The organism is Sphingobium sp. S6 (assembly GCF_905120495.1).
GTDB classification, from domain to species: Bacteria; Pseudomonadota; Alphaproteobacteria; order Sphingomonadales; family Sphingomonadaceae; genus Sphingobium; species Sphingobium agri.
On the sequence record NZ_CAJHOG010000002.1, the window covers coordinates 687,601 to 710,879 of the forward strand.

General features: G+C 63.6%; 25 protein-coding genes. 19 read left to right on the forward strand and 6 right to left on the reverse strand.

Features of this window, described 5'->3' with window-relative positions:
* Positions 1-19 precede the first annotated feature (19 nt).
* The 6 genes from hpf (at position 20) to SPHS8_RS10450 (ending at position 3,436) form a co-directional block, all read left to right on the forward strand.
* The gene (hpf, locus tag SPHS8_RS10425; RefSeq protein ID WP_097090558.1) at positions 20-625 is read left to right on the forward strand and encodes a ribosome hibernation-promoting factor, HPF/YfiA family; all 606 of its coding nucleotides are present in this window, start codon (positions 20-22) and stop codon (positions 623-625) included.
* 127 nt (positions 626-752) lie between these two features.
* Positions 753-1,220, forward strand: a complete 468-nt coding sequence (locus SPHS8_RS10430) for a PTS sugar transporter subunit IIA (RefSeq protein WP_201515418.1) — start codon at positions 753-755, stop codon at positions 1,218-1,220.
* A complete protein-coding gene (locus SPHS8_RS10435) occupies positions 1,180-1,677 on the forward strand; it encodes a PaaI family thioesterase (protein ID WP_201515419.1) in 498 nt (165 codons plus the stop codon). Before SPHS8_RS10430 ends, SPHS8_RS10435 begins: the two co-directional genes overlap by 41 nt.
* Positions 1,667-2,005, forward strand: a complete 339-nt coding sequence (locus SPHS8_RS10440; protein WP_201515420.1) for a DUF1491 family protein — start codon at positions 1,667-1,669, stop codon at positions 2,003-2,005. Before SPHS8_RS10435 ends, SPHS8_RS10440 begins: the two co-directional genes overlap by 11 nt.
* A gap of 181 nt (positions 2,006-2,186) precedes the next feature.
* Positions 2,187-2,834 (forward strand): cell wall hydrolase, encoded by a 648-nt coding sequence (locus tag SPHS8_RS10445; RefSeq protein ID WP_097090555.1) that lies wholly within the window; start codon positions 2,187-2,189, stop codon positions 2,832-2,834.
* Between the two features lie 92 nt (positions 2,835-2,926).
* Complete coding sequence (locus SPHS8_RS10450) at positions 2,927-3,436, forward strand: MmcB family DNA repair protein (protein ID WP_201515421.1); 510 nt, start codon at positions 2,927-2,929, stop codon at positions 3,434-3,436.
* 25 nt (positions 3,437-3,461) lie between these two features.
* On the opposite strand, the gene SPHS8_RS10455 is transcribed toward SPHS8_RS10450, so the two are convergent.
* The gene (locus tag SPHS8_RS10455; RefSeq protein WP_201515422.1) at positions 3,462-3,695 is read right to left on the reverse strand and encodes a hypothetical protein; all 234 of its coding nucleotides are present in this window, start codon (positions 3,693-3,695) and stop codon (positions 3,462-3,464) included.
* Between the two features lie 268 nt (positions 3,696-3,963).
* Positions 3,964-4,587, reverse strand: coding sequence for an ankyrin repeat domain-containing protein (locus SPHS8_RS10460; protein ID WP_236575079.1), 624 nt, complete (start codon positions 4,585-4,587; stop codon positions 3,964-3,966).
* 46 nt (positions 4,588-4,633) lie between these two features.
* Here SPHS8_RS10460 and SPHS8_RS10465 point away from each other — a divergent pair, with 46 nt between their 5' ends.
* Genes SPHS8_RS10465 through SPHS8_RS10475 form a run of 3 tightly spaced genes read left to right on the forward strand, consistent with a single transcriptional unit; the run spans position 4,634 to position 6,411 of the window.
* Complete coding sequence (locus SPHS8_RS10465; RefSeq protein WP_201515424.1) at positions 4,634-5,290, forward strand: SCO family protein; 657 nt, start codon at positions 4,634-4,636, stop codon at positions 5,288-5,290.
* A 4-nt stretch (positions 5,291-5,294) separates the two neighbouring features.
* The gene (locus SPHS8_RS10470) at positions 5,295-5,720 is read left to right on the forward strand and encodes a YcgN family cysteine cluster protein (protein WP_236575080.1); all 426 of its coding nucleotides are present in this window, start codon (positions 5,295-5,297) and stop codon (positions 5,718-5,720) included.
* A complete protein-coding gene (locus tag SPHS8_RS10475) occupies positions 5,701-6,411 on the forward strand; it encodes a M48 family metallopeptidase (protein ID WP_201515425.1) in 711 nt (236 codons plus the stop codon). The genes SPHS8_RS10470 and SPHS8_RS10475 overlap by 20 nt, the downstream gene beginning before the upstream one ends.
* Here SPHS8_RS10475 and trhO read toward each other — a convergent pair.
* Complete coding sequence (gene trhO / locus SPHS8_RS10480; RefSeq protein WP_201515426.1) at positions 6,402-7,229, reverse strand: oxygen-dependent tRNA uridine(34) hydroxylase TrhO; 828 nt, start codon at positions 7,227-7,229, stop codon at positions 6,402-6,404. The genes SPHS8_RS10475 and trhO overlap by 10 nt on opposite strands.
* A gap of 64 nt (positions 7,230-7,293) precedes the next feature.
* On the opposite strand from trhO, the gene pdeM reads away from it, so the two are divergent.
* Positions 7,294-7,953 carry a ligase-associated DNA damage response endonuclease PdeM gene (pdeM, locus tag SPHS8_RS10485; RefSeq protein ID WP_201515427.1) on the forward strand — a complete coding sequence of 220 codons (660 nt, stop codon included), beginning with the start codon at positions 7,294-7,296 and terminating at the stop codon, positions 7,951-7,953.
* 185 nt (positions 7,954-8,138) lie between these two features.
* Positions 8,139-10,949, forward strand: a complete 2,811-nt coding sequence (locus SPHS8_RS10490) for a TonB-dependent receptor (RefSeq protein WP_201515428.1) — start codon at positions 8,139-8,141, stop codon at positions 10,947-10,949.
* On the opposite strand, the gene SPHS8_RS10495 is transcribed toward SPHS8_RS10490, so the two are convergent.
* Positions 10,927-11,661: a YggS family pyridoxal phosphate-dependent enzyme gene (locus tag SPHS8_RS10495; protein ID WP_201515429.1), complete on the reverse strand. Its 735-nt coding sequence runs from the start codon at positions 11,659-11,661 to the stop codon at positions 10,927-10,929. The two genes, SPHS8_RS10490 and SPHS8_RS10495, sit on opposite strands and share 23 nt — an antisense overlap.
* A 23-nt stretch (positions 11,662-11,684) precedes the next feature.
* Between SPHS8_RS10495 and SPHS8_RS10500 the strand changes: the two genes are divergently transcribed.
* Entirely contained in the window at positions 11,685-12,245 is a 561-nt protein-coding gene (locus tag SPHS8_RS10500; RefSeq protein ID WP_201515430.1) for a thiamine phosphate synthase, read from the forward strand.
* Positions 12,246-12,550: 305 nt separating this feature from the next.
* On the opposite strand, the gene SPHS8_RS10505 is transcribed toward SPHS8_RS10500, so the two are convergent.
* On the reverse strand, positions 12,551-13,279 hold the full coding sequence (locus SPHS8_RS10505; protein ID WP_097090544.1) for a hypothetical protein: 729 nt from the start codon (positions 13,277-13,279) through the stop codon (positions 12,551-12,553).
* A gap of 224 nt (positions 13,280-13,503) precedes the next feature.
* On the opposite strand from SPHS8_RS10505, the gene SPHS8_RS10510 reads away from it, so the two are divergent.
* From SPHS8_RS10510 to SPHS8_RS10535, 6 genes are all read left to right on the forward strand, one after another.
* Complete coding sequence (locus SPHS8_RS10510) at positions 13,504-13,953, forward strand: DUF3576 domain-containing protein (protein WP_201515431.1); 450 nt, start codon at positions 13,504-13,506, stop codon at positions 13,951-13,953.
* Positions 13,954-14,039: 86 nt separating this feature from the next.
* Positions 14,040-16,556, forward strand: coding sequence for a leucine--tRNA ligase (leuS, locus tag SPHS8_RS10515; protein ID WP_201515432.1), 2,517 nt, complete (start codon positions 14,040-14,042; stop codon positions 16,554-16,556).
* A 97-nt stretch (positions 16,557-16,653) separates the two neighbouring features.
* Complete coding sequence (gene lptE, locus SPHS8_RS10520) at positions 16,654-17,145, forward strand: LPS assembly lipoprotein LptE (RefSeq protein WP_201515433.1); 492 nt, start codon at positions 16,654-16,656, stop codon at positions 17,143-17,145.
* Positions 17,142-18,167 carry a DNA polymerase III subunit delta gene (gene holA, locus SPHS8_RS10525; protein ID WP_201515434.1) on the forward strand — a complete coding sequence of 342 codons (1,026 nt, stop codon included), beginning with the start codon at positions 17,142-17,144 and terminating at the stop codon, positions 18,165-18,167. The genes lptE and holA overlap by 4 nt, the downstream gene beginning before the upstream one ends.
* 39 nt (positions 18,168-18,206) lie before the next feature.
* Positions 18,207-18,611 carry a peptide-methionine (R)-S-oxide reductase MsrB gene (gene msrB / locus SPHS8_RS10530; RefSeq protein WP_097090540.1) on the forward strand — a complete coding sequence of 135 codons (405 nt, stop codon included), beginning with the start codon at positions 18,207-18,209 and terminating at the stop codon, positions 18,609-18,611.
* Positions 18,612-18,722: 111 nt separating this feature from the next.
* Positions 18,723-20,795 carry a transglycosylase domain-containing protein gene (locus SPHS8_RS10535; protein ID WP_201515435.1) on the forward strand — a complete coding sequence of 691 codons (2,073 nt, stop codon included), beginning with the start codon at positions 18,723-18,725 and terminating at the stop codon, positions 20,793-20,795.
* On the opposite strand, the gene SPHS8_RS10540 is transcribed toward SPHS8_RS10535, so the two are convergent.
* Complete coding sequence (locus SPHS8_RS10540) at positions 20,792-21,706, reverse strand: retroviral-like aspartic protease family protein (RefSeq protein ID WP_236575091.1); 915 nt, start codon at positions 21,704-21,706, stop codon at positions 20,792-20,794. The genes SPHS8_RS10535 and SPHS8_RS10540 overlap by 4 nt on opposite strands.
* A 315-nt stretch (positions 21,707-22,021) precedes the next feature.
* Here SPHS8_RS10540 and rho point away from each other — a divergent pair, with 315 nt between their 5' ends.
* The gene (gene rho / locus SPHS8_RS10545; protein WP_097090538.1) at positions 22,022-23,278 is read left to right on the forward strand and encodes a transcription termination factor Rho; all 1,257 of its coding nucleotides are present in this window, start codon (positions 22,022-22,024) and stop codon (positions 23,276-23,278) included.
* Position 23,279: the final 1 nt, after the last annotated feature.

Genomic DNA, 23,279 nt, shown 5'->3' on the forward strand with positions numbered 1-23,279 from the left:
AAGAACAAGGAGAAGGCATATGGATATTCGTGTTTCCGGACATCAGGTCGATACGGGCGACGCTCTAAAAGAGCATGTGGCGACCCGGTTGGAGGCGATGGCCGAGAAATATTTTTCGCGCACGATTTCCGCCCAGGTCACGTTCCGGCCTGCGCCCCACGGGGCTTTCCACTGTGATATCGTCTGCCATGTGATGACCGGCCTGATCCTGAAAGGAGCGGGCGAGGCGCAGGAAGCGCATCCGGCCTTCGACCAGGCGGCAGAAAAGATCGAGCGGCAGCTGCGGCGCTACATGCGCCGCCTGAAGGACCGTCATCCCCAGGCCGTCGCGGCCGAGGCGCAGCGGGCCAATGGCTATGACCTCAACGGATTGGATGGCGCGGGCTATACCATTTTCGCTTCGTCGCCAGAGGAAGAGGAACCGGCTGACGCACCGTTGATCGTGGCGGAAACGCGGGTCGATATTCCCGAAGCGAGCGTTTCTGACGCGGTGATGATGCTCGACCTGCGCAACACCAACGCGCTGCTGTTCCTGAACGCGGGCACATCGGCCTATAACATGGTCTATCGCCGTCAGGATGGGACGATCGGCTGGGTGGAACCACGGGAGCAAGCACGCGCCTGACCATCGGGTCCGGTCCCGGGCCGCCATTGACCCGAAGCGGCAGGCGGCTTATGGGGCCGGGCTTTATATCCCCGGGCACGCGTGATCAAAAGGGGCGTGGCGCGCGCCCGGCTGTTCCAGGTTGGTCATGGTTCATTTCAACGACATCGTCGCGCCACAAGCACTTGCAACGGACGTTTCGGCTAACGGCAAAAAGCCGCTGTTCCAGAAGATCGCGCAACTCGCCGCTTCCGCTTACGGGCTGGATGCGGCCGCGGTATCGGATGCCCTGTTCGAACGGGAGCGGCTTGGGTCGACTGGCTTTGGCGGCGGCGTTGCCATTCCGCACGCGAAGATTCCCGGCCTGGAACGGATGAGCGGCGTCGTGGTGCAGCTCAATCCACCGCTCGCCTTCGATTCGGTCGATGACGCGCCCGTGGACATCGTCTTCGCCTTGCTTTCCCCTGTGGACAGCGGGGCGGAGCATCTGAAGACATTGGCCCGCGTGTCGCGCTATTTGCGCGACGAGGGACATGTCGCGCGGCTGCGGGGGGCGAAATCGGCCGAGGCGCTGCATGCGCTGCTGGCTGGCGGCGAAGCGCGTGACGCCGCCTGACATGGCCGATGTGCCGAGCGGCGAGACAGCGCATTTTCGTGCGCTGGAGAATCTCTACCGCTCCGCACCGATCAACCGGATGTTCCGGTCGGAACTGACGATTGCCGAACCCGGCCGTTCCATCATCGAATTCGATGTCGATGAAGAGCAGTTCCATGCGGCAGGTGCTGTCCATGGCACCGTCTATTTCAAGATGATGGATGATGCGGCCTTCTATGCGGCGAACAGCCTGGTCAGCGATCGGTTCCTGCTGACGACCGCGTTCAACCTGCTGTTCACCCGGCCGATCGGACCAGGGCGAATCCGTGCGGAAGGCCGTTGGATCAGCGGCAAGCGACGCGTGTTCGTCGCCGAAGCCAGCCTGGTCGATATGGACGGCGAAGAGGTCGGCCGGGGAACGGGCACGTTCATGCGGTCGCACATCCCGCTGTCGTCATTGCCCGGTTATGCTGGCTGACCGGCTGACCAGCGCGATGCTGGTCGGCGTGCTGGTAAGGCGCGCAGCGGCGGCAGGGGGCTTCGCCACGGTTCTGGTCAAGGGCGACGAGATCAGCGGCGTGATCCTGATCGAAGCGGCGGAAAAAGGGCAGTTCGCGGGGCTGTTCGAACGGGTGTCGGACTTTGCTGGCGGGTACAGGATGGAACGGTGCGGGCCTGCGGCGGAAGAGGGAACCGATTCCCTCAATCAATATCTAGCGAGGCGGCGACGTTCGGACCCCGATCTGTGGGTAATCGAACTCGATATCGCGGATGCGGAACGGTTCGCCGCTGAAACGATCTGCTAATCGTTGACTCCCCGGCTGGTCGAAGGCACTGGCCCCTCCCAACGCTTAACGCGCAGGTTGCCAAATTCGCCCGTGGGGGGCGGGGGAGGTAAACACGCAGACGGGGGGCGGCCTGACGTCGATAGTTGTGTGGGGTTTTTCCTGACGTCCCTGGCCAAGAACCGCATGTTTCTGAGTTGTAATGAGTTTTCGTTTGAAGGCCGCGACTGCCGCGGCATTTGCCCTGACCGCCACCGTCGCGGTAACTGCGGCCGACATGTCGAGCGCTAGCGAAGTCGCTCCATCGGTCGTTTCCCTTCCCGGAAATCAAGAGCTGAATGCAGCTCCGGCGGCTTCCAAGCCCGCTGTTGTTTTCGCCGCGCCGCGCGAAGTCGCGCAGCCGCTGGCCAATCTTTCCGACAGCGCCGATGTGCGCGCCGACAATCTGTCTGCCCTGGTCGCCTCGCACGGCGAAGCCGAAAGCGTCGAAGGCGACATGAAGTGCCTGGCTGGCGCGGTCTATTTCGAATCCAAGGGCGAAAGCCTGGAAGGCCAGCTGGCCGTCGCTCGCGTGATCATCAACCGGGCGAAGTCGGGCCGTTTCGCCAGCAGCCTGTGCGGTGTCGTCTATCAGCCGGGCCAGTTCAGCTTCGTGCGTGGACGCGGCATGCCCGCCATTCCGATGGCAAGCGAAAGCTGGCGCGAGGCGGTTGCGATTGCCCAGATCGCCATGCAGGACAGCTGGAACAGCAAGGCGGAAGGCGCCCTGTTCTTCCATGCCCGCCGGGTTTCGCCGGGCTGGGGCAAGCGTCAGCTCGCCGCGATCGACAATCATATCTTCTATCGCTGATCCTCGGGTCGCACATCACAAGGACAGCGGGCCGGTTCAGGAAACTGAATCGGCCTTTTCTTTTGTTCCCTTCCTGTTCTAAAAGCTGAGCCATGAGTCCGGCTTCTTCCCTGTCCGCGCCTGATGAGGGCTGCTCTCCACTGACGGATGGCACGGCGCTGGCCGTCGCGCGTGGGACGTTGCGGCTGTTCTTTCGGCACGACATGAGCGGAATATTGGAAGTGCCGCTGCCCAACGGCCGCCGTGCCGACATCATGGCGCTGGATAGCGCGGGACGCATCACCATCGTCGAAATCAAATGCAGCCGCGCAGATTTGCTGGGCGACATGAAATGGCCCGATTATCTCGATTATTGCGACCGCTTCTTTTGGGCGGTGCCTTCCGGCTTCGACTTGTCGCTCTTCGACAGCGAGGCGCTGTGGCCCGCGCGCACCGGTCTGATCGTGGCGGATCAATATGATGCGGAATTGCTGCGGCCTGCGCCGGTGGAGCCGCTTGCGGCTGCGCGGCGGAAGGCCGAGACGCTGCGCTTTGCCCGGCGGGCTGCGCGGCGGCTGACCGCGCTGGCGGACCCGGACCATGCCGCGGAATTGGGGTGGTGAGGGCTAAACGCCACCACCTTCATCCTTATCGGGGGCGCGTGCCCCAATATTCGTCGGCCAGGAATCGGTTGAGCGCAGTGGAACCCTGCCGCGCCGCAGTTCGGGCCATGTGGCGGCGGATGTCGTAGCTGCTGTTGGTCAGGCTGCCGTGAAATGAGTCCAGCGCCTTCTTCATGTCATGCGGGGCATGCGTATAGGGCTGGAATATATTGCCGAGTGCCTGTTCCCAGGCCTTTTCGATATCGTTCTTGCGCTCCATGACCGGCCTCTCCAGGCTTTCAGGATCATCGAGAGAAGATGGGAAGGCGCGGGGCCGGAGACAAGGCGGTTCGGGCGATATCGATCCTGCCCACATTGCTAACGCCCCGTTCGGGCTGAGCTTGTCGAAGCCCTTTTCTTATCTTGAAGGAAGTAAGACCCCTTCGACTGCCTGCTTGCAGCGGGCGCTCAGGACAGGCTTCGACAGGCTCAGCGCGAACGGTGGACTTAGACTAGCGCGTTCGTTCTAGACCGCGGGCTCGGCGACTTTAAAACGTCGGGCCTTGGACCGGACCCGATGGCGTGGCTTTCGGCTTGGCAGCTGCCAGCGCTTCGACGATTCCCGAAGTGCGGGCGTCCCGTTCAGCATAATCACGCGCGGACATGCCAGCGATCGTGTCGCGCTTGTCGGCATTCGCTCCCTGCGCGACGAGCAGGCGGACCATGCCGATGTCGCGTAACTGCACCGCGCGGATCAGCGGGGTTTCGCCGCTGCCGTTGGTCTTGTCGATCTGCGCGCCGTTGCCGAGCAGCGTGCGGACGCCATCCTCGAAACGGGCCTGGACCGCATTCATCAGCGGCGTGTTGCCGCGATTGTCGGCAAGATTGGGATTGGCGCCCTTAGCGAGGAGGAAGGACAGCCACGTATTGTCGCGCCGGGCGATGACGAGATGCAGCGCGGTCTCTCCGCTGGTGACATCGCGGCTGTTGATGACGGTCGATCCCGGCTTCTGGATCAGGTCGGTGACTTTCTGCCCATCGGCGTCCTTCACCGCCTTCAGGAAATTATAGGCGTCCGAAAATTGCGCCTGCGCCGCGACCGGCGAGAGCAGTGTCAGCGCCAGGGCTGCTGCGCGAGCCCCCTTCATCCAAGCCGGAAAAGCCTTCATCATCGTTCTTGAGCCCCGTTGGCATTTGCAATGGCGCCCATAGCAGGGCATGGCTGGCGGCGCCATGAACAAAGCGATCCGTCCCCTCATCCTGCCGCTCATAGCGCTGCTGGCCGCCTGCAATATGGGTGGCGGCGGCAACGCATCAGGCGAGGCGGAGAGCATGCGCGGTGATCTGGCCGGAGCGCGCATCGGTGCGCCTTTCACCCTGACCGATCAGGATGGGAAGAAGGTGCGGTGGGACGATTTCAAGGGCAAGTACCGGCTGGTCTATTTCGGCTACAGCTATTGCCCCGACGTCTGCCCGCTGGACTTGCAGCATATCATGCAGGGCTTTTCCCAATTCGAGAAGGCGGATGCGGCACGCGCCGCGAAGGTGCAGCCGATCTTCATCAGCGTCGATCCGGATCGCGACACGCCGGCCGTGCTGAAGACCTATGTCGCGGCGTTTCACCCCAGGCTGATCGGCCTCACCGGTACGCCGGAGGACGTCGCGAAGGTGGCGAAGGATTTCGTCGTCATCGCCAACAAGGAAAAGGCGGAAGGAGCGAGCGGCTATCTGGTAAGCCATAGCCGCACGCCTTATCTGTTCGGGCCCGACGGTCAGCCCGTGGCTCTGGTGCCGGTGGATGATCCGGGAACGGCGGACAAGCAGGAAGGCACGGCGGATGATGTACGCGCCTTCCTGGAAAAATGGGTCAAGTGACGGTTTGAACTTCTGGGAAAAGCCCCTCGACAAGCTGGACCGCGCGGAGTGGGAAGCGCTGTGCGACGGGTGCGGCAAATGCTGCCTGCACAAGGCGGAGGATGAGGATACGGGGCGCGTCTATCCGACTAACGTCGCCTGCCGTTTGCTCGACCGGCATAGCGGGCAGTGCAGCAATTACAGCGAACGGCGGCGCTTCGTGCCCGATTGCGTCCGGCTGACGCCGCAAAAGGTGAAGACCATCAGCTGGCTTCCGCGGACTTGCGCGTATCGGCTGCGGGGCGAGGGCAAGCCGCTGCCGTCCTGGCACTATCTGATCAGCGGCGATCGCGAGGCGGTGCATCGCGCGCAAGAATCAGTGCGCGGCTGGACGATTGCGGAGGCGGACGCGGGCGATTGGGAAAATCATCTTGTCGACCGCGAACTCTGACAGCAGCATCACGATCGACGGGGTTGCCGTTCCGGTCCGCATCCGCCGGTCAGCGCGGGCCAAAGCTTATCGTCTGTCGCTCGACCATGCGCGCGGGGAATTGCGGCTGTCGCTGCCGATGCGGGCCAATCTCAACCGCGCGCTGGGGTGGGCGCAGGGGCATGAAGGCTGGGTGCGGACGCAGATGGCGGCCCGGCCCGCGCTGGTGCGATTAGAGGATGGGACATGCTTTCCTCTGGAAGGGCGGGAGGTCCGCATCTGCTGGATCGCGGACGCGTCGCGCACGGTGCGGATCGAGGGCGACCGGCTGACGCTTGGCGGCGTGCGCGAATCGGTGGGGCCGCGTGTGCTGCGCTGGCTCAAGGCGCGTGCGAGGGTGGTGATGGAAGAGGAAAGCCATGCGATGGCGCGCGATCATGGCTTGGTCGTGGCGTCGGTCGGCATAGGCGATCCGCGCAGCCGTTGGGCCAGTTGCGCGTCAAGCGGGGCTATCCGCTACAGCTGGCGCCTGATCCTGTGCCCGCCGCATGTCCGGCGCGCGACGGTGGCGCATGAACTCGCCCATCTGCTGCACATGGACCACAGCCCCGCCTTTCACGCCGCCCATGCGCGGATATTGGGAGAAGATCCCAAGCCCGCGCGCGCCTGGCTAAGGGAGCATGGGTCGGGGCTGCACCGCTATCACGCCTGAGATGAGGCGGTGTCACCTTCTGCCACGCAGACATGCGCGGCGTCTTGGCGATGGGCGAGGCCACAGCTGCGGCAGATGATGTGGTTGCCGGGCGTCAGGCCGTGGCCGACCGACACGCGTTCATCGAACACATAGCAATCGCCCTGCCAGCGGCTCTGGTCTTCCGGCATTTCCTCCAGATAGCGCAGGATGCCGCCGCGCAGATGATAGACATGCTCAAAGCCGCGCGAGCGCACCAGCGCCGTCGACTTTTCGCAGCGGATGCCGCCGGTGCAGAACATCGCGATGCGCGGCTCGCGGCCGTCTTCGCGCAATTGCTCGGCGAAGCGGTCGAACCAGGCGGGAAATTCGCGGAAGGAGCGCGTGCCGGGATCGATCGCGCGGTCGAAGCTGCCGACCGCGACCTCATAGGCGTTGCGGGTGTCGATCACGATCGTGTCGGGATCGGCGATCAGCGCGTTCCATTCGGCCGGGTCGAGATAGCGCCCGGCTTGGGAGGCGGGGTCGAGGTCGCCTGCGCCCAGCGTCACGATCTCCGCCTTCACCTTGATCTTCATGCGGGCGAAGGGCGGTTCTTCCGCCGTGGCGAATTTGACGTCGAGATCGGCGCAGCCCGGAAGCGTTCGGATATGGGCGAGGAGGGCGTCGATCGCTTCGGCATTGCCCGCGACCGTGCCGTTGATGCCTTCGCGCGCGAGGATCAGCGTGCCGCATGTGCCGAGCCGCGCGCATATTTCGCGCAGCTCAACCGCCAGAGCTTCAGGATCGGCAAAGCTGGCGAAGCGGTAAAGCGCGGCGATGGTGAAGGGCGAAGCCATGGCGCGCCCATAGCGGCTTCAAACCGCTCTTGAAAGGGCGGGCGCGAGCGCGCATAGGCGAGCCATGGTTCCCTTTTCGTTCGCGGGTCACGAATTCATGGCTTTGCCGGAGGCGGCGCTGTTCTGGCCCGCGCGATCGGCTTTGCTGGTGGCGGACCTGCATTTCGAGAAGGCGAGCTGGTTCAGCCGGTTCGGCCAGTTCCTGCCCCCGCATGACAGCCAGGCGACGCTGGACGTGATCGAGGCGCTGGTGGCGCGGACGGGCGCGCGGGCGGTGTGGTCGCTGGGGGACAGCTTTCACGATGCCGATGGCGCGGCGCGGCTGCCGTCCAGGGCCCGCGAGCGGCTGGAGGCGCTGACGGCGCGGCTGGATTGGTTGTGGATCACTGGAAATCATGACGCCGGCATGGACGCGACGCCGGGTGGACGGCGCGTCGTGGAAGCCGAGGTCGATGGCATCTGGCTGCGGCATGAGGCCGATCCGGTCGATCCGCGCCCGGAAATTTCAGGGCATTTCCACCCCAAGCTCCGGCTGTCGTTGCGTGGGCGGCGGGTGTCGCGGCGGTGCTTTGTCGGCTCTTCTTCCAAGCTGATTCTGCCTGCTTTAGGCGCGCTAACCGGCGGGCTGGACGCAGGACATGGCGAAATCCGTCGCGCCGTCGGGCCCGGCGCCATGGCGATGGTGCCGGTGGCCGACCGGATGCTGCGTTTCCCGCTTGGCTAGCAACGCTACGGAAACGTAGCGTTAAGCTGTTGCTGCTAAGCCACAGAAACCTGTAATCAGGTAAAGCAACGGACGCAAAGGGTTGGAAAAGCTGGCTTGCCTTGCCTTTGGCCTGCTGTGTCCGCATAATCGCACTCCGTAGACGACATGGGACAATCATGCGCTGCAGGAGAGGAAAGGGTCTCATGAGCAAGAAGAATCTTTGGCTGTTGTCCGCCGGCATGATCGCGCTGGCTGGATCCGTATCCCATGCGCAGGCGCAGGAAACCCAACCGCAGACCAGCGCGGCAGAGGATGAAGGCATCATCATCGTAACGGCGACGCGCCGGGCCAGTCCGCTGTCGGACGTGCCGATCGCGGTATCAGCCGTGACGGCGCAGGCCATGCAGAATAGCGGCGCCAGCGATATCCGGTCGCTCAACCAGCTTGCGCCATCGCTGCTGGTGTCTTCGACCGGGTCGGAAGCCAATGCGTCCGCCCGCATTCGCGGCATCGGCACGGTCGGCGACAATCCGGGGCTGGAAAGCTCGGTCGCGGTGTTCATCGATGGCGTCTATCGCTCTCGCACTGGGGCGGGCCTCAATGAACTGGGCGAGATCGAGCGCGTGGAAGTGCTGCGCGGGCCGCAGGGGACGCTGTTCGGGCGCAACGCCTCGGCTGGCCTCATCAACGTGATCAGCAAGGCGCCGGAATTCGAATTGGGCGGCAAGGCCGAGGTCACCTACGGCAATTACGACTATTGGCGGCTCGCCGGGCGCATCACAGGGCCCGTGTCCGACAAGCTTGCGCTCAGCCTGGATGGGGTCTGGTCGAAGCGGGACGGCTTTTTCGACCTGGTGGACGCGAGCGGAAACAAGGTCGGCGAGACCAATGATCGCGATCGCTATTTCCTGCGCGGGCAGGCGTTGTTCGAACCCAATGACGCGCTGTCGATCCGGTTGATCGGCGATTATACCAATCGTGACGAAAGCTGCTGCGGCGCGGCCTATATCGAGACGCGCGAGCGGCGGCCGGTGGCGGGCGGCGGGTACAGCACGGCTCCCTTCAATCGCATCGCCGCGATCCTGGCGGGACAGGGCAGTGTCTTTCCGTCCGATCCCTACGACCGCGAGCTGACGATCACGCCCGGGCGCGATTACGTCAGCAAAGTCAAGGATTGGGGCCTGTCGGGCGAGGTCAATTACGACTTGGGCGGCGCGAAACTGACCAGCATCACCGCCTATCGCGATTATAAGAGCCAGGACTATGGCGATTATGATTATAGCGGCGCTGACCTGCTGTACCGCGACCCCAACACCTATCGTCAGTTCCGCACCTTCACCCAAGAATTGCGCGCGCAAGGCTCCGCCTTTGGCGAGGTTCTCGACTGGCTGGTGGGCGGCTACTATGCGCATGAGAAGCTGACGCTGGAGGACAACATCGTCTTCGGCGACGACTATGGCCGCTTTGCCGCGTGCCGCCTGATGGCCGGGGCTGGGGTCAACAGCAACCTGACGGCGCAGCAACTCGCGGCGTGCGGTAGTGGCCTCGCGACACAGGCGCTGATCAGCGGGACGCAGGCCCAGCTCAATGCCGGTCTGACGCCTGCGATCGGCGCTGGCGCCGCGGGCGCACTTTCAACCGGCCTTGGCAACGGGCTGCGCGCATTGGCAGCGATTCCCGGCGGCACGGGCGATCTGGCGTCGGTATATCGTCAGAAGAGCGAAAATTGGGCGCTCTTCACCCACAACATCATTCACATCACCAAGCAGCTCGATCTGACGCTGGGCCTGCGCTACACGCATGAGACAAAGCGTTTCTCGGCAGATTTCAGCAATAATAACGGAACTTGCGCTGCGTTGCAGGCGCGCAATCCCGGGGCGCTGAACGACCTGTTCGAGATCGCCACCACCCCTGCATTGGGTAGCGCTGCCGCGTTGGCGCAGGGCATATTGACGCTGGGTTGCCTGGGCAACAGTTCGACCGGGCTCAACACGCTGAACCTCAACGACAGGATCAGCGATGGCGAGTTTTCCGGAACGGCCGTGCTGTCATGGAAGCCTTTGGACGAAATGCTGGTCTATGGCAGCTATTCGAAGGGATATAAGGCGGGCGGCTATAATCTCGATCGGTTCCAGCTTGGATCGACCGGGCTGAACCCCGTTCCCGCCGTCTTCTCTCCGCGCAGCAATGCCGATGTGAGCAGCCTTCGCTTTGCCGCGGAGAAGGTCGATGCCTTTGAAGTGGGGCTGAAATATACCCAACCCAAGTGGAGCGTGAACATCGCGGCGTTCCGGCAGGAGTTCAAGAATTTCCAGCTGAACACCTTCAACGGCACCAGCTTCGTCGTCCAGAATATCAATGGCTGTGATGGATCGCTTTCGGCAGGCCGCACCTGTGACAGCGATGATGTGGGACCGGGCCTGATCAGCCAGGGCGTCGAACTGGAACTGTCGGCGTCGCCAGTGCGCAATGTCCGCGTGGCGGGCGGATTTACCTATGCGCGGGCGAAATTCGCCAACCGGCTGGTGGGCAGTGGCGACGGGTCCGTACCGCTCGATCCGGCGCTGTTCCTGCTGCCGGGATCGCTCAACAGCCAGGCGCCCGAGGTGGTGACGACGGTCAGCGCATCCTGGACGCCGGAGATCGGCTCCTCCGGGCTATCCGCGCTTTTCTATATCGACGGGCGCATGACCAGCGACTTCAACACCGGGTCGGACCTGTTCCCCGAAAAGCGGCAGGATGGCTTTGCCGTGTTCAACGCGCGGGTCGGCATTCGGGGACCCGAGCAGCGCTGGGCCGTGGAATTCTGGGGCCAGAATATCTTCAACCAGGATTATACACAGGTGGCGTTCAGCAGTCCGTTGCAGTCGAGCAGTCCCTGCACCTCATCGACGGGGCAGTTCGGCGGAACTTGCGGAACCCCGCCTGCTTCCGTCGTGATGGCAAACCAGCTGATTTCAGCCTATCTGGCTGAACCGCGCACCTACGGCATTACCCTTCGCGGGAGTTTCTGATCATGCCTCTCCCGCTCGCCGGAACAGGGCGGGCGGGAGAAGGCCTTTCGCCGAACAGGGCCGTGCCGACGCGAATATGGGTGGCGCCCAGCATGATCGCCGTTTCGAAATCGCCCGACATGCCCATGGATAGCTGATCCATGCCCTCGTCCCGGGCGATCTTTGCCAACAGCGCGAAATAGGGCGCGGGCTCGACGTCCGCGGGGGGGACGCACATCAGGCCGGCCACGGGGATGCCGGCGTCGCGGGCGGCGCGGATCAGTGCCGGGGTTTCCGCGATTGGGCAGCCGCCCTTCTGCTCTTCCGCGCCGATATTGACCTGAATGAAGCAGGGGACGCGCTTGTCGGCCGCATCCATGGCCTTGGCGAGCGCGGTGAGCAGGGAAGGGCGATCGAGCGAATGGATGACGTCGAACAGGGCGACGGCGTCGGCCGCCTTGTTCGATTGCAGTTGGCCGACAAGATGCAGGGAAAGGCCGGGGGTTTCCTCTCGCAGCATGGGCCATTTGGCCTGGGCTTCCTGAACACGGTTTTCGCCGAATATGTGCTGGCCCGCGGCGATGAGCGGCCGGATGGCGGCGGCTTCCTGCGTCTTGGAGACGGCGATGAGGGTTATGTCATCGGTGGTGCGGCCGGTGAGGCGGGCCGCACGCCCCATTGTGTCGCGCAGGGCGTTCAGCCGGTCGGCGGCTTCGATGCTGTCGGTCGTCATAGGGGCTGCTATAGGCGAGGGCGATGAGAGCCCGCTACGCTAAAAATCTGCCCTCGATCTGGCTGGTGACGGACGAGCGTGTGTCGGATGATGCGCTGCTGGCGAGCGCTGCGCGGTTGCCGAAGGGGCGAGGAGGTATTCTGTTCCGCCATTATCATACCAGCGTGGGTGCGCGACGGGACCTGTTCCACAGGCTGGCGCAGGTGGCGCGGCGGCGGGGCCTCATGCTGCTGCTAGCGGGATCGGCGCGTGAGGCAGCGGCCTGGGGTGCCGATGGCTGGCATGGGCGGGGATACTGGCGGGCGGCGCGGCCTCTGGTTCGCAGCATGGCCGTTCACAATGCGCGCGAATTGCGAGCGGCTGAGCGGGCGGGGGTGGACCTTGTCTTCCTCTCGCCGCTCTTTGCGACGCGGTCGCATCCGGGGGGGAGGGTGCTGGGGCGGGTCGCGTTCGGGGCTCTGGCGCGCAGGGCGAGGGTGCCGATCGTCGCATTGGGAGGCGTTCGTGCGGAACATCGGCTGATGCTGAAGGGGATCGGCGCTTCGGGCTGGGCGGCGATTGATGGTCTTACTGAGGGATCATAGTGGCTTGCACAGGAGTGAATTCTCCCTCTCCCCTTCAGGGGAGAGGGTTGGGAAAAGGGGATTGAGGGAACGTCGCCCTAATCGTCCCCGCTCCCGCCTTCACTTCGCTCGGCACCTCGGCCAGGGTCAGGTGCCTCTGGCTGATCCCTGAAGGGAACAGGGGAATGTTTTGGATCCTGGCCGCTAGACAATGCGCCCCAGGCCTGTTGGTTTTTGACAGCGCTCACCCTCACGAAATCCCAACATTCGCAGGGATGACGGGGGAGTGGCTCAAATCATAGGTTGAAGGCAGCTGGAGACCAGGATCAGAACTTGAATACGGTGCCCAGATACACCGCCTGATTATCCTGGCGGTCGTCGGTCATCGGGGTCAGGCGGCCGATCACACTATTATTGTAGCGAAGACCAGCGGTGACGTTCAGGTTGCGCGTCAGCGAATAGGAGCTGGCGAGATCCAGCGAATAATCCTTGTCCGCGTTCGGGTTGCGGATCGCGGTGCCCGGATCGCGGCGGCTTTCGATCATCACCTTGGTGCTGAAACGATTCTTGCCCTGATCCAGCGAGAAATTCTTCGCGCCAGCCATCTGCTCGATCGAAACCGGGTCCAGTTCCTTGCGACCCACCGCTTCGGGCAGGGCGAACTTGCGCCAGTTATGCGCATTGTTCAGGCTGAAGGCGACGGGCGCGATGCCGACCGGGTCGATCGTGCGGCTGACCGTCACGCGATCATTGAGGTCGGCCGCGCGGACCATGACCGTTACCGAGCGCTGTCCGCTGAGCGAACCGCTGGTGGGCGTGAACTTGAAATTCTGACGCCCGGCCGAAGCTGCGATGCGCGCATAGGCGGCAGCGAGGCGCGGATCCTTGGTCGTGGGCGTGAAGGAGGAGATGCTGCCCAGCGCGCCGAGCGAAACCGGGACATCGGCGCGGAGCTTCACAAGATCGGTGGCAGCGCCAATGGCAGGAGACAGCATGAAGCCAGCGACGGCAACTGCCGCGCCCGCTAACGCCAAATGTCCCCTATTCATGCGCATCACACGAATCTCTTCCCCACCGACTAATTTTTTAAAGCTGTACACCTATGTGCCTGCAATGGGTAGTGCGTCATGACCTTTTTGTCCGCGCTGTTGCACGGAACACACAGAGTCCAAACGCACGGCGCGGCGAAGCGTTTCTTGGGCGTCCGCCCTCCCCCTTGCCCATTGCCACGGCTTCTCTATAGAAGCGGGGCGTTTTTCCTCAATATGGGACATGCCTGATGGTCCGCCGCCTACCCGCCCCTGTTTCCGCCGGTCTGCTGCTGGCCGCGCTTCTGCCGCTTGCCGCCTGCGGTGGCGGGTCCAAGGAGCGCCCCAAGGCCGATCTGGCCGCGTCCAAGGTGACGACGATCGGCGTCAACAGCTATCTGTGGCGGGCGACGTTGGACACGCTGTCTTTCATGCCGATGGTGCAGACGGATTCGAACGGCGGCGTCATCGTCACCGACTGGTATGCCAACCCCAATTCGCCCAATGAGCGGATGAAGCTGACCGTGTCGATCCTGGATCAGGACCTGCGCGCCGATGCGCTGCGCGTCGCGGCCAGCCGCCAGGTCAATCAGGGCGGCCAGTGGATCGACGCGCCCGTCCAGGCCGCGACCGTGCAGAAGCTGGAAGAGATTATCCTGACCAAGGCGCGCGACCTGCGCCGCATGGCCATTGCAGGATAAGCCATTCCCTTCAAAGGATTTCCTGAATAACTGGGGCTGAGCTTCTCGAAAGCTCAGCCCGCCTGCATTTTGAGGACTTGGAATAGATGCAAAGGCGCTTCAACCCGCTGGAGGCGGACGCCCGCTGGCAGGCCGTCTGGGACGAGAAGCAGACGTTCAAGGCGTCGGACAGCAGCGACAAACCGCGCTCCTACGTGCTGGAGATGTTTCCATATCCCTCCGGCCGCATCCACATCGGCCATGTGCGCAACTATTCGATGGGCGATGTGCTGGCCCGATTCCGCCGGATGACGGGGCATGAAGTGCTGCATCCGATGGGCTGGGACGCCTTCGGCATGCCGGCCGAGAACGCCGCGATGGAAAAGAAGGTGCATCCCGGCAGCTGGACGCGTGAGAATATCGCGACGATGCGGGCGCAGCTCAAGAAGCTGGGCTTTGCGCTGGACTGGAGCCGCGAGCTAGCGACCTGCGAGCCCGATTATTACGGGCAGGAGCAGGCGCTGTTCCTCGACATGATGGAAGCAGGGCTGGTTTACCGGAAGGAATCGGCGGTCAACTGGGACCCGGTCGATATGACCGTGCTGGCCAACGAACAGGTGATCGACGGCAAGGGCTGGCGGTCGGGCGCACCGGTCGAGAAGCGCAAGCTCAGCCAGTGGTTCCTGAAGATCACGCAGTTTGCCGAAGACCTCCTGAACGGCCTGAAGACGTTGGATCAGTGGCCCGAGAAGGTGCGACTGATGCAGGAAAACTGGATCGGCAAGTCGGTCGGCCTGCAATTCCGCTTCAAGCTCGACGAGGCGGTAGGCGGCATCAGCGAACTGGAGGTGTTCTCCACCCGTCCGGATACGATCTTCGGCGCGAGCTTTGCGGCGATCGCGGCGGACCATCCGCTGGCGTTGTTGCTGGAGGCGAAGGATGCGGATCTGGCCGCATTTGCGGAGGAATGCCGCCATACCGGCACTGCGGCGGCAGAGATCGAGACGCAGGAGAAGAAGGGCTATGACACCGGCCTGTCGGTGATCCATCCCTTTACCGGGCGGAAGCTGCCGCTGTTCGTCGCCAATTTCGTGCTGATGGATTATGGCACGGGCGCGGTGATGGCGGTGCCGGGTCATGACCAGCGCGACCTGGACTTTGCGCGCAAATATATGCTGCCCGTCGAGCGCGTGGTCGCGGCCGAGGGCGACGAGGACAAGGGCATCGGTGACGAGGCCTATACGGGCCCCGGACGCATGGTGAATTCCGATTTCCTCAACGGCATGACGGTTGAGGACGCCAAGGCCGAAGTTATCCGCCGCGCCGAGAGCGAAGGCTGGGGCACTGGCACCACCGTGTTTCGCCTGCGCGACTGGGGTGTGTCGCGCCAGCGCTATTGGGGTACGCCGATCCCGGTGATCCATTGCGAGGATTGCGGGCCGGTGGGCGTGCCCAAGGAGCAGCTGCCCGTCCTGCTGCCCGAGGATGTCAGCTTCGACGTTCCCGGCAACCCGCTCGACCGGCATCCGACCTGGAAGCATGTCGACTGCCCGAAATGCGGCAAGGCGGCGCGGCGCGAGACGGATACGCTGGATACCTTTGCGGATTCCAGCTGGTATTTCATCCGCTTCGCGAGCCAGCCTAAGGACAAGCCGTTCGACCGGGAAACGGTCGAAAAGTGGCTGCCGGTGGGTCAGTATATCGGCGGCGTGGAACATGCGATCCTGCACCTGCTCTATGCCCGTTTCTGGACCCGCGCGCTCCAGTATATGGGGCAGATCGGTTTCGCCGAGCCGTTCACCGGCCTGTTCACCCAGGGCATGGTGACGCACGAGACCTACAAGTCGCCGGAAGGCGCCTGGCTCGCCCCGCAGGATGTGGAGCGGCAGGGCGACAAGGTGGTGATGCTCGCCAGCGGCGCGCCGGTCACGGTTGGCCGCGTCGAGAAAATGTCCAAGTCCAAGAAGAATGTCGTCGATCCCGATGACATCATTGCCCAATATGGCGCGGACGCGGTGCGCTGGTTCATGCTGTCCGACAGCCCGCCGGAGCGCGATCTGCCCTGGACGGAGAGCGGGATCGAGGGCAGCTGGCGCTTCATCAATCGCCTGTGGAGGCTGTTCGGTGAGGCCGACAAGGCTGCCGAGGGGCAGGACAAGGCGCTCGACCGCAAGCTGCACCAGACGATCGACGGCGTGGCGAAGGATATCGAGGCGCTGTCCTTCAACAAGGCGGTAGCGAAGATCTACGAGCTGACCAATGCGGTGGAGAAGGCCAAGCCATCCGCCAGTCGAAGCGCGGCGATCCGGGCTTTGGCCCTTCTGGTCGCGCCGATGACGCCGCATCTGGCGGAGGAAGCCTGGGCGGACATGAGCGAGGACGGCCTGATCGCCGACGCAGCCTGGCCGCAGGTCGATCCGGCATTGCTGATCGAGGATGAAGTGACGATCGCCTGCCAGGTGATGGGCAAGCTGCGCGATACCATCACCGTGCCCAAGGGGACGGCCAAGGAGGAACTCGAACGGCTCGCGCTGGCGGCGCCCAATGTGGCACGGACGCTGGACGGCGCGACGCCGAAGAAGGTGATCGTGGTGCCTGACAGGCTGGTCAATCTGGTGATTTGAAGATTGCCGTTCGGGCTGGGCGGGCTTGGGCACTTTTCTTTCGAAGAGGAAGAAGGGGGCTTCGACAGGCTCAGCCTGAACGGATATAGGGTTGCTGATGAGATACGCTGTTCCCCTCTTGCTCCTCGCTACTCTTTCCGCCTGCGGGCTGCGTCCCGTTTATGGCGGCGGCAGTCATGGCGCTGTTGCGCAGAAGTTGGGTAGCATCGACATCGCGCCGATCGAGGGCAAGGCTGGTTGGCTGGTTCGCAACGCGCTGAACGATCGCCTGGCCGCGATGAGCGGCGAGGGGCCGAGATATCGGCTGGTGGTGAAGCTGGATGACCAGATCAGCGGCTTCGGCCTGCGCGCCGACCAGGCGATCACGCGCGAGCGGCGGACCTTGCGGGCGCGCTATCAGTTGATTGATGACAAGGGCGCACAGATTATCGACGACACGGCCGGATCGGATGCCGGCATCGACGTCACGTCGAGCGAATATGCGACGATCGCGGCGGAAGACACTGCGCTTGAGCGCTTGTCGCAGACGATCGCGGATCAGATCATATCCCGGCTCGCCCTGTTCGCGGCGAGGGACCAGCGGCGTTGAAGGCCAATCGCGGCCAGATTGAAAAGGCGCTCGACGCACCGCCGGCCGATATCCGTTTCTTCCTGCTCTACGGTCCCGATGAAGCGGGAAGCGCCGCGCTAGGCAAAAGGCTTGAGCGGGCGATGGGACCCGAGGCCGAGCGCGTCGATCTGGACGGGCCCATTTTGCGGGACGATCCTGCGCGGCTGGCTGATGAAGCTGCGTCCTTTTCCATGTTCGGCGACCGCCGATGGGTGCGGGTGAATGGCATGGGCGAGGAATCGCTGGCTGCCGTAACGGCGCTGCTGGAGGCGGAGGCGGCAGGCAATCCCGTGATCGCGACGGCTGGGGCGTTGAAGGGCACGTCGAAGCTTTTGAAGCTGGTGCTCGATAGTCCGCGAGCCATGGCGTTCATTTCGTACCAGCCGGACGCTCGAGACGCCGAGCAGATCGCTGTCGCGGTCGCGCGGGAAGGGGGGCTGCGTCTGCCCAACGACCTCGCCAAGCGGATCGTCGACCTTACCAATGGCGACCGCGCGCTGATGAGCGGCGAGATTGAGAAGCTGATCCTCTATCTCGACGCCGCGCCGGATCGCCCTGCCGAGGCGACGGCGCAAGCACTGGACGCCTTGTCGGCCGACAATCCCGATGCGGACGCTGCTCCGCTGGTGAACGCGGTGCTGGGAGGCGACTTGCGCGCGATGCACCGGGAATTGGGCCGCCTGGGCGAGGCGGGAACAGCGATGGCGGCGGTGCTGCGGCCGCTGCTGACGCGGGCGATGTTGATCGCCAATATTCGTACGTCCTTCGATGAAAGCGGGCGGCTGGAAGGCGCGGTCGAGGCGGCGGGCAAGCAGGTGTTCTGGAAGGACAAGCCTGTCGTGACCCGGCAGGTACGGCTGTGGGACGCGCATGGCATCGCCCGCGTGATCCAACGGCTAAGCCAGGCGGAGCGGGCGAGCCGATCGGGCAGGGGGCTCGGCGACCTGATGGTGCGGCACGAATTGCTCGCCATTACCCGGCAGGCGGCGCGGGAGCGCTAGGCGCTTGATCGCAGGAAGAGCCGTCGCCATATTGCGGCCATGGACAAGCTCAACCTGACCGATGCCGAATGGCGCGAGCGCCTTTCCCCCGAACAATTTCATGTGTTGCGAGAGGCGGGGACCGAGCGGGCCTTTACCGGCAAATATAATGGCAACAAGGCCGATGGTGTCTATTATTGCGCCGGATGCGGGGCCGAGCTGTTCGATGCCGAGGAAAAATATGACAGCGGGTCTGGCTGGCCGAGCTTTACCGCGCCCGTGGACATCGACGCGGTGGAAGAGGTGCGCGACAGCAGCCATGGCATGATCCGCACCGAAGTACGTTGCGCCAAGTGCGAAGGGCATTTGGGCCACGTCTTCCCTGATGGTCCGGGCGTCAACGGCCTGCGCTATTGCATGAACAGCGCGTCGCTGGATTTCAAGCCGCGCGACGAGGTTGAATAATCATTCATCGCCGGTAAAGCGTCGTCCCTCTTGAGAAACAGGCTCATGGGCAGGCTCGCGTCCGATTTGCGCTGGCGGCTCTATCAGTTAGCGCGTATCCGGGCGGGATAGATGGCACGATCAGGCAAGAGCAAGGACACGCCCGGGGGCGCGAAGCGGTGGCTCGTGAGGGCGTTCAAGTTCGGGCTGCTCGCGACCCTTGGCGCTTTGTTCGCGATCATCGTTGCGGTGGTGATCGCCTATCAGTCGCTTCCCAGCTATGAATCGCTGAAATCATCGCCCAATGGCCAGATGATCCGGGTCCATGCCGCCGACGGTAGCGTGATCGTCTCTCTGGGGCCGAGCTTTGGCCGCTGGCTGTCCTATGATCAGATCCCCACGGTCATGGTCGATGCGATGGTATCGACCGAGGACAAGCGTTATTACATGCATCCCGGTGTCGACCCGATCGGCATGGCGCGCGCGACCTGGGTTGCGCTGGAGAACCGGGGCAAGGGCCGCCGCTGGCAGGGTGCGTCGACCATCACCCAGCAGGTGACGCGCAACATCTTCCTCAACAACAGCTATAGCTGGGGGCGCAAGGTCAGGGAGATGATCCTGGCGCTGGCGCTGGAGCGGAAATTTTCCAAGCGGCAGATTTTGGAGCTGTACCTTAACAAGGTGTATTTCGGCGGAGGTGCCTATGGCATCGATGCCGCAAGCCGCAAGTTCTTCGGTCATCCCGCGACCACGCTTGATCTGCCGGAAGCCGCGATCATCGCAGGCCTTGTGAAGGCACCGTCGAGCTACTCCCCCACCGCTGACGCTGAAGCGGCGATCGGCCGCGCGGGCGTGGTGTTGCAGTTGATGCAGGAAAATGGCGCGATCAGCGCGGCCGAGCGCGCGAGCGTCGACCTGGACGACGTCAAGATGGCGCCGGAGCCGCCGCAAAACAGCGTCCGTTACTTCACGGATTGGGCTTTGCCGCAGCTCGACGTGCTCGTCGATGAGCCGAATGAACCGCTGGAAGTGTATACGACTATCGACCTTGGCATGCAGAAGGCCGCCACCGCGGCGATCCAGGCCAATGTGCCGGGGGGCGCACAGGGCGCGCTGGTGTCGCTTGATCGCGATGGGGCGGTGCGGGCGATGGTCGGCGGGCTCGATTATGTGACGTCCAACTATAATCGCGCGACCACCGCAACGCGACAGCCGGGTTCGGCGTGGAAGATCTTCGTGTACATGGCGGCGCTGGAGGCGGGTTACACGCCGGATACGGGCGTGACCGACAAGCCCGTCACGATCAATGGATGGAGCCCGCGCAACAGTTCGGGGCGCTTTTCCGGCGACATCGATGTGCGCACTGCCTTCGCTTATTCGATCAATACGGTCGCGGCGCAGCTGGGCGTGGAAGTCGGCTTTCCGACGGTGGCGGACATGGCGCGACGCTTTGGCGTGACGACGCCGATTAACACGCATCCTTCGATGGTGCTGGGCACGTCCGACGTGCGCCTGATCGACATGACGCGCGCCTTTGCCTCCATCGCGCGCAAGGGCGTGGCGGTGACGCCCTATGGCATCACCAAGGTAACGACGGCCGACGGGCGGCTGCTTTACCAGCATCAGGATGATACCAGCCGCGTGCTTGTCGCGCCCTGGGTGGCGGCGGGCATGACCGACCTCATGCAGACGGCGGTCAGCACAGGCACCGGCAAGGCCGCGCAGATTGGCCGCCCTGTGGCGGGCAAGACCGGCACGACGAGCAGCAACAAGGATGGTTGGTTCCTAGGCTTTTCCAGCGGCATCACGACGGGCGTCTGGATGGGCCGGGACGATGCGCGCCCTGTCGGCGTGTTGCAGGGGGGACGCGCGCCCGCCCATGCCTTCGCCGACTATATGAAGGTCGCCGTTTCGCGCCGACCCGTGGAACAGTTCGAGACGCAGGTGACGCTGCCCGAATGGCAATTGGAGCCGGACGAGGAAGCCTATTATGGCGAGCCCGACAATGGATCGGGCGGTGGCATGATGGTGGATGAAAATGGCATGCCGATCAGCCAGGACCAGCAGCAAGAGGATGACGGCACGGAGCCGGACGACCAACCCGTCGAGCAGGCGCCTCCCGCCCGCACGACGCCGCCCCGGTTGGATCAGCAATGGATCGACCAGGTGCTCGGCCGCGAAGGGCGGCGGCCCCCGCCGCGCTAACCGGCCTTACGCGGTGCGCTGGCCAGGCGCTGCCGGTCGAGGGCGCTCGCGTCCGGCATCAGGAAGTCGATTTTTCCCCGGCCGAAATCGATGGCGACGCGGTCGAACATCTTGAGCGCCTGAATGCCGAGCAGCAAAGTGGGCTTGTCGGCCAGGCCGAGTTCCCGGAAAGGCTGCGCATCGGCGAACATGACCGGCAGGTCGGTTAGAGAGATCGGCCCCATGCGGATCTTGCCGATGCGCCCGAGTTGCCCGGTCAAGGTCTCGCCCGTGACACTGATCAGGCTGACTTCGCTCATCAAGGGCGCACGTTTCTTGCGGATCAGCTTGTCGCGCAGGGCCAGGTTCCCGACGCTGAGGTGTGTGCCGGTGTCGAGGATGATGTTGACCTTCAGCCCGTTCGCGTCGGAATGGAGCAGGATCAACTGTCCCTTGCGCCGCCGCGCCTCGACGATGATCGCATTGGGATCTCGCCATGAGGGACGGCTGGCGCCGATTTCCATGCGTCCGGTGCGGAAATTGAGGAGGAGACGCTTGGCATGCAGGCTGTCGAGCCCCAGCAGTCCAGCCGCGCCGAGATGATCAGCCTCCAGAACCGGAGCCTCGATATCGTCGATCATTTCCTTGCCATAGCCGAGGCGGGGGAGGGCAACCGTTCGCGCTTCGCTGCGCCCAGCCATGCTGACGATGGTGACGGGGCGGCGGGCGGGCAGGGCGAGTTGATCGGCAAGGTCACGGGATATGACGGTGCGTTGCGAGCCCGTATCCACGATGAAGTTCCAAGGGCCCCGGCCACCAATGTGGATCGGAATGGAAACGCGGTCATCGCTGGCGGCAAGGGTGCGGACAATAGCGGGCGGATCGACCGCCGGGACGGGCTGACCGGCAGCAGGCAGGCAGAACATCAGCATTGCCAATGGCGGGACGAGACACGCGTTTCTCATGCCCTTCGCCTCTTCCGCGGGAAGGCCAGATCATAGCATGTTGAGCGGCGCGGGTCCATTGCCGCAACTGTTGCACCATTTGCCGACAGGAGCGGCGGAGCGCGCATTTTCCGGGAACGGGACGCGACGCGGTGCCTTGACTTGCATGGGCGCTGATCGCTAAACGCGGACAGTCTATCCCGGCCGTCCCGCGCCGGAGTCCCGTGTTTCTCCATACCGGGCAGATCTCTCCTTTTCTATCGCAGTTTCGTTCCTCATCTCTCTCCATCGGACTCAAGTCGAATGCACCTTAAGGACCTCAAGAAGAAATCCCCCGCCGATCTTGTCACCATGGCGGAAGAATTGGGCGTGGAAGGCGCGTCGACCCTGCGCAAGCAGGACCTGATGTTCGCCATCCTCAAGGCCGAGGCGGAGAATGGCGAGCAGATCATGGGCGAGGGCACGATCGAAGTGCTGCCCGATGGCTTCGGCTTCCTGCGCAGCCCGGAGGCAAACTTCCTTGCCGGTCCCGACGACATCTATGTGTCGCCCAACCAGGTTCGCAAGTTCGGCCTGCGCACCGGCGACACGGTGGAAGGCGAAATCCGGGCACCCAAGGATGGCGAGCGCTATTTCGCGCTGACCAAGCTGATCTCGGTCAATTTCGACGATCCCGAAGTCGTCCGGCACCGCGTCAATTTCGACAATCTGACGCCGCTCTATCCGACGCAGAAGTTGGTGCTCGACACGCTTGATCCCACGGTCAAGGACAAGTCGGCCCGCGTCATTGACATCGTGTCGCCGCAGGGCAAGGGCCAGCGCGCGCTGATCGTCGCGCCGCCGCGCACCGGTAAGACGGTGCTGTTGCAGAACATCGCCAAGGCGATCACCGACAATCATCCGGAAGTCTTCCTGATCGTCCTGCTGATCGACGAGCGTCCGGAAGAAGTCACCGACATGCAGCGCAGCGTGAAGGGCGAGGTGGTGTCCTCCACCTTCGACGAACCGGCGCAGCGGCATGTGCAGGTTGCCGAGATGGTGATCGAAAAGGCCAAGCGCCTCGTGGAACACAAGAAGGATGTGGTGATCCTGCTCGATTCGATCACCCGTCTGGGCCGCGCCTACAACACGGTTGTTCCTTCGTCGGGCAAAGTTTTGACTGGTGGTGTCGACGCCAATGCGCTCCAGCGCCCCAAGCGCTTCTTCGGCGCGGCGCGCAATATCGAGGAGGGCGGTTCGCTCTCGATCATCGCAACCGCGCTGATCGACACCGGCAGCCGCATGGACGAAGTTATCTTCGAAGAATTCAAGGGCACCGGTAACTCGGAAATCGTGCTGGACCGCAAGGTTGCGGACAAGCGCATCTTCCCGGCGCTGGATGTCGGCAAGTCGGGCACCCGCAAGGAAGAGCTGCTGGTGGACAAGGCCAAGCTCAGCAAGATGTGGGTGCTGCGCCGTATCCTGATGCAGATGGGCACGGTCGATGCGATGGAATTCCTGCTCGACAAGATGAAGGATTCGAAGACCAACGAAGATTTCTTCGATTCGATGAACCAGTAAG

Coding starts and splice junctions, on each gene's coding strand:
- hpf (WP_097090558.1), top strand. CDS start 20: ATGGATATTCGTGTTTCCGGACATCAGGTCGATACGGGCGACGCTCTA.
- SPHS8_RS10430 (WP_201515418.1), top strand. CDS start 753: ATGGTTCATTTCAACGACATCGTCGCGCCACAAGCACTTGCAACGGAC.
- SPHS8_RS10435 (WP_201515419.1), top strand. CDS start 1,180: ATGCGCTGCTGGCTGGCGGCGAAGCGCGTGACGCCGCCTGACATGGCC.
- SPHS8_RS10440 (WP_201515420.1), top strand. CDS start 1,667: ATGCTGGCTGACCGGCTGACCAGCGCGATGCTGGTCGGCGTGCTGGTA.
- SPHS8_RS10445 (WP_097090555.1), top strand. CDS start 2,187: ATGAGTTTTCGTTTGAAGGCCGCGACTGCCGCGGCATTTGCCCTGACC.
- SPHS8_RS10450 (WP_201515421.1), top strand. CDS start 2,927: ATGAGTCCGGCTTCTTCCCTGTCCGCGCCTGATGAGGGCTGCTCTCCA.
- SPHS8_RS10455 (WP_201515422.1), bottom strand. CDS start 3,695: ATGGAGCGCAAGAACGATATCGAAAAGGCCTGGGAACAGGCACTCGGC.
- SPHS8_RS10460 (WP_236575079.1), bottom strand. CDS start 4,587: ATGATGAAGGCTTTTCCGGCTTGGATGAAGGGGGCTCGCGCAGCAGCC.
- SPHS8_RS10465 (WP_201515424.1), top strand. CDS start 4,634: ATGGCTGGCGGCGCCATGAACAAAGCGATCCGTCCCCTCATCCTGCCG.
- trhO (WP_201515426.1), bottom strand. CDS start 7,229: ATGGCTTCGCCCTTCACCATCGCCGCGCTTTACCGCTTCGCCAGCTTT.
- pdeM (WP_201515427.1), top strand. CDS start 7,294: ATGGTTCCCTTTTCGTTCGCGGGTCACGAATTCATGGCTTTGCCGGAG.
- SPHS8_RS10490 (WP_201515428.1), top strand. CDS start 8,139: ATGAGCAAGAAGAATCTTTGGCTGTTGTCCGCCGGCATGATCGCGCTG.
- SPHS8_RS10495 (WP_201515429.1), bottom strand. CDS start 11,661: ATGACGACCGACAGCATCGAAGCCGCCGACCGGCTGAACGCCCTGCGC.
- SPHS8_RS10500 (WP_201515430.1), top strand. CDS start 11,685: ATGAGAGCCCGCTACGCTAAAAATCTGCCCTCGATCTGGCTGGTGACG.
- SPHS8_RS10505 (WP_097090544.1), bottom strand. CDS start 13,279: ATGCGCATGAATAGGGGACATTTGGCGTTAGCGGGCGCGGCAGTTGCC.
- SPHS8_RS10510 (WP_201515431.1), top strand. CDS start 13,504: ATGGTCCGCCGCCTACCCGCCCCTGTTTCCGCCGGTCTGCTGCTGGCC.
- leuS (WP_201515432.1), top strand. CDS start 14,040: ATGCAAAGGCGCTTCAACCCGCTGGAGGCGGACGCCCGCTGGCAGGCC.
- lptE (WP_201515433.1), top strand. CDS start 16,654: ATGAGATACGCTGTTCCCCTCTTGCTCCTCGCTACTCTTTCCGCCTGC.
- msrB (WP_097090540.1), top strand. CDS start 18,207: ATGGACAAGCTCAACCTGACCGATGCCGAATGGCGCGAGCGCCTTTCC.
- SPHS8_RS10535 (WP_201515435.1), top strand. CDS start 18,723: ATGGCACGATCAGGCAAGAGCAAGGACACGCCCGGGGGCGCGAAGCGG.
- SPHS8_RS10540 (WP_236575091.1), bottom strand. CDS start 21,706: ATGCTGATGTTCTGCCTGCCTGCTGCCGGTCAGCCCGTCCCGGCGGTC.
- rho (WP_097090538.1), top strand. CDS start 22,022: ATGCACCTTAAGGACCTCAAGAAGAAATCCCCCGCCGATCTTGTCACC.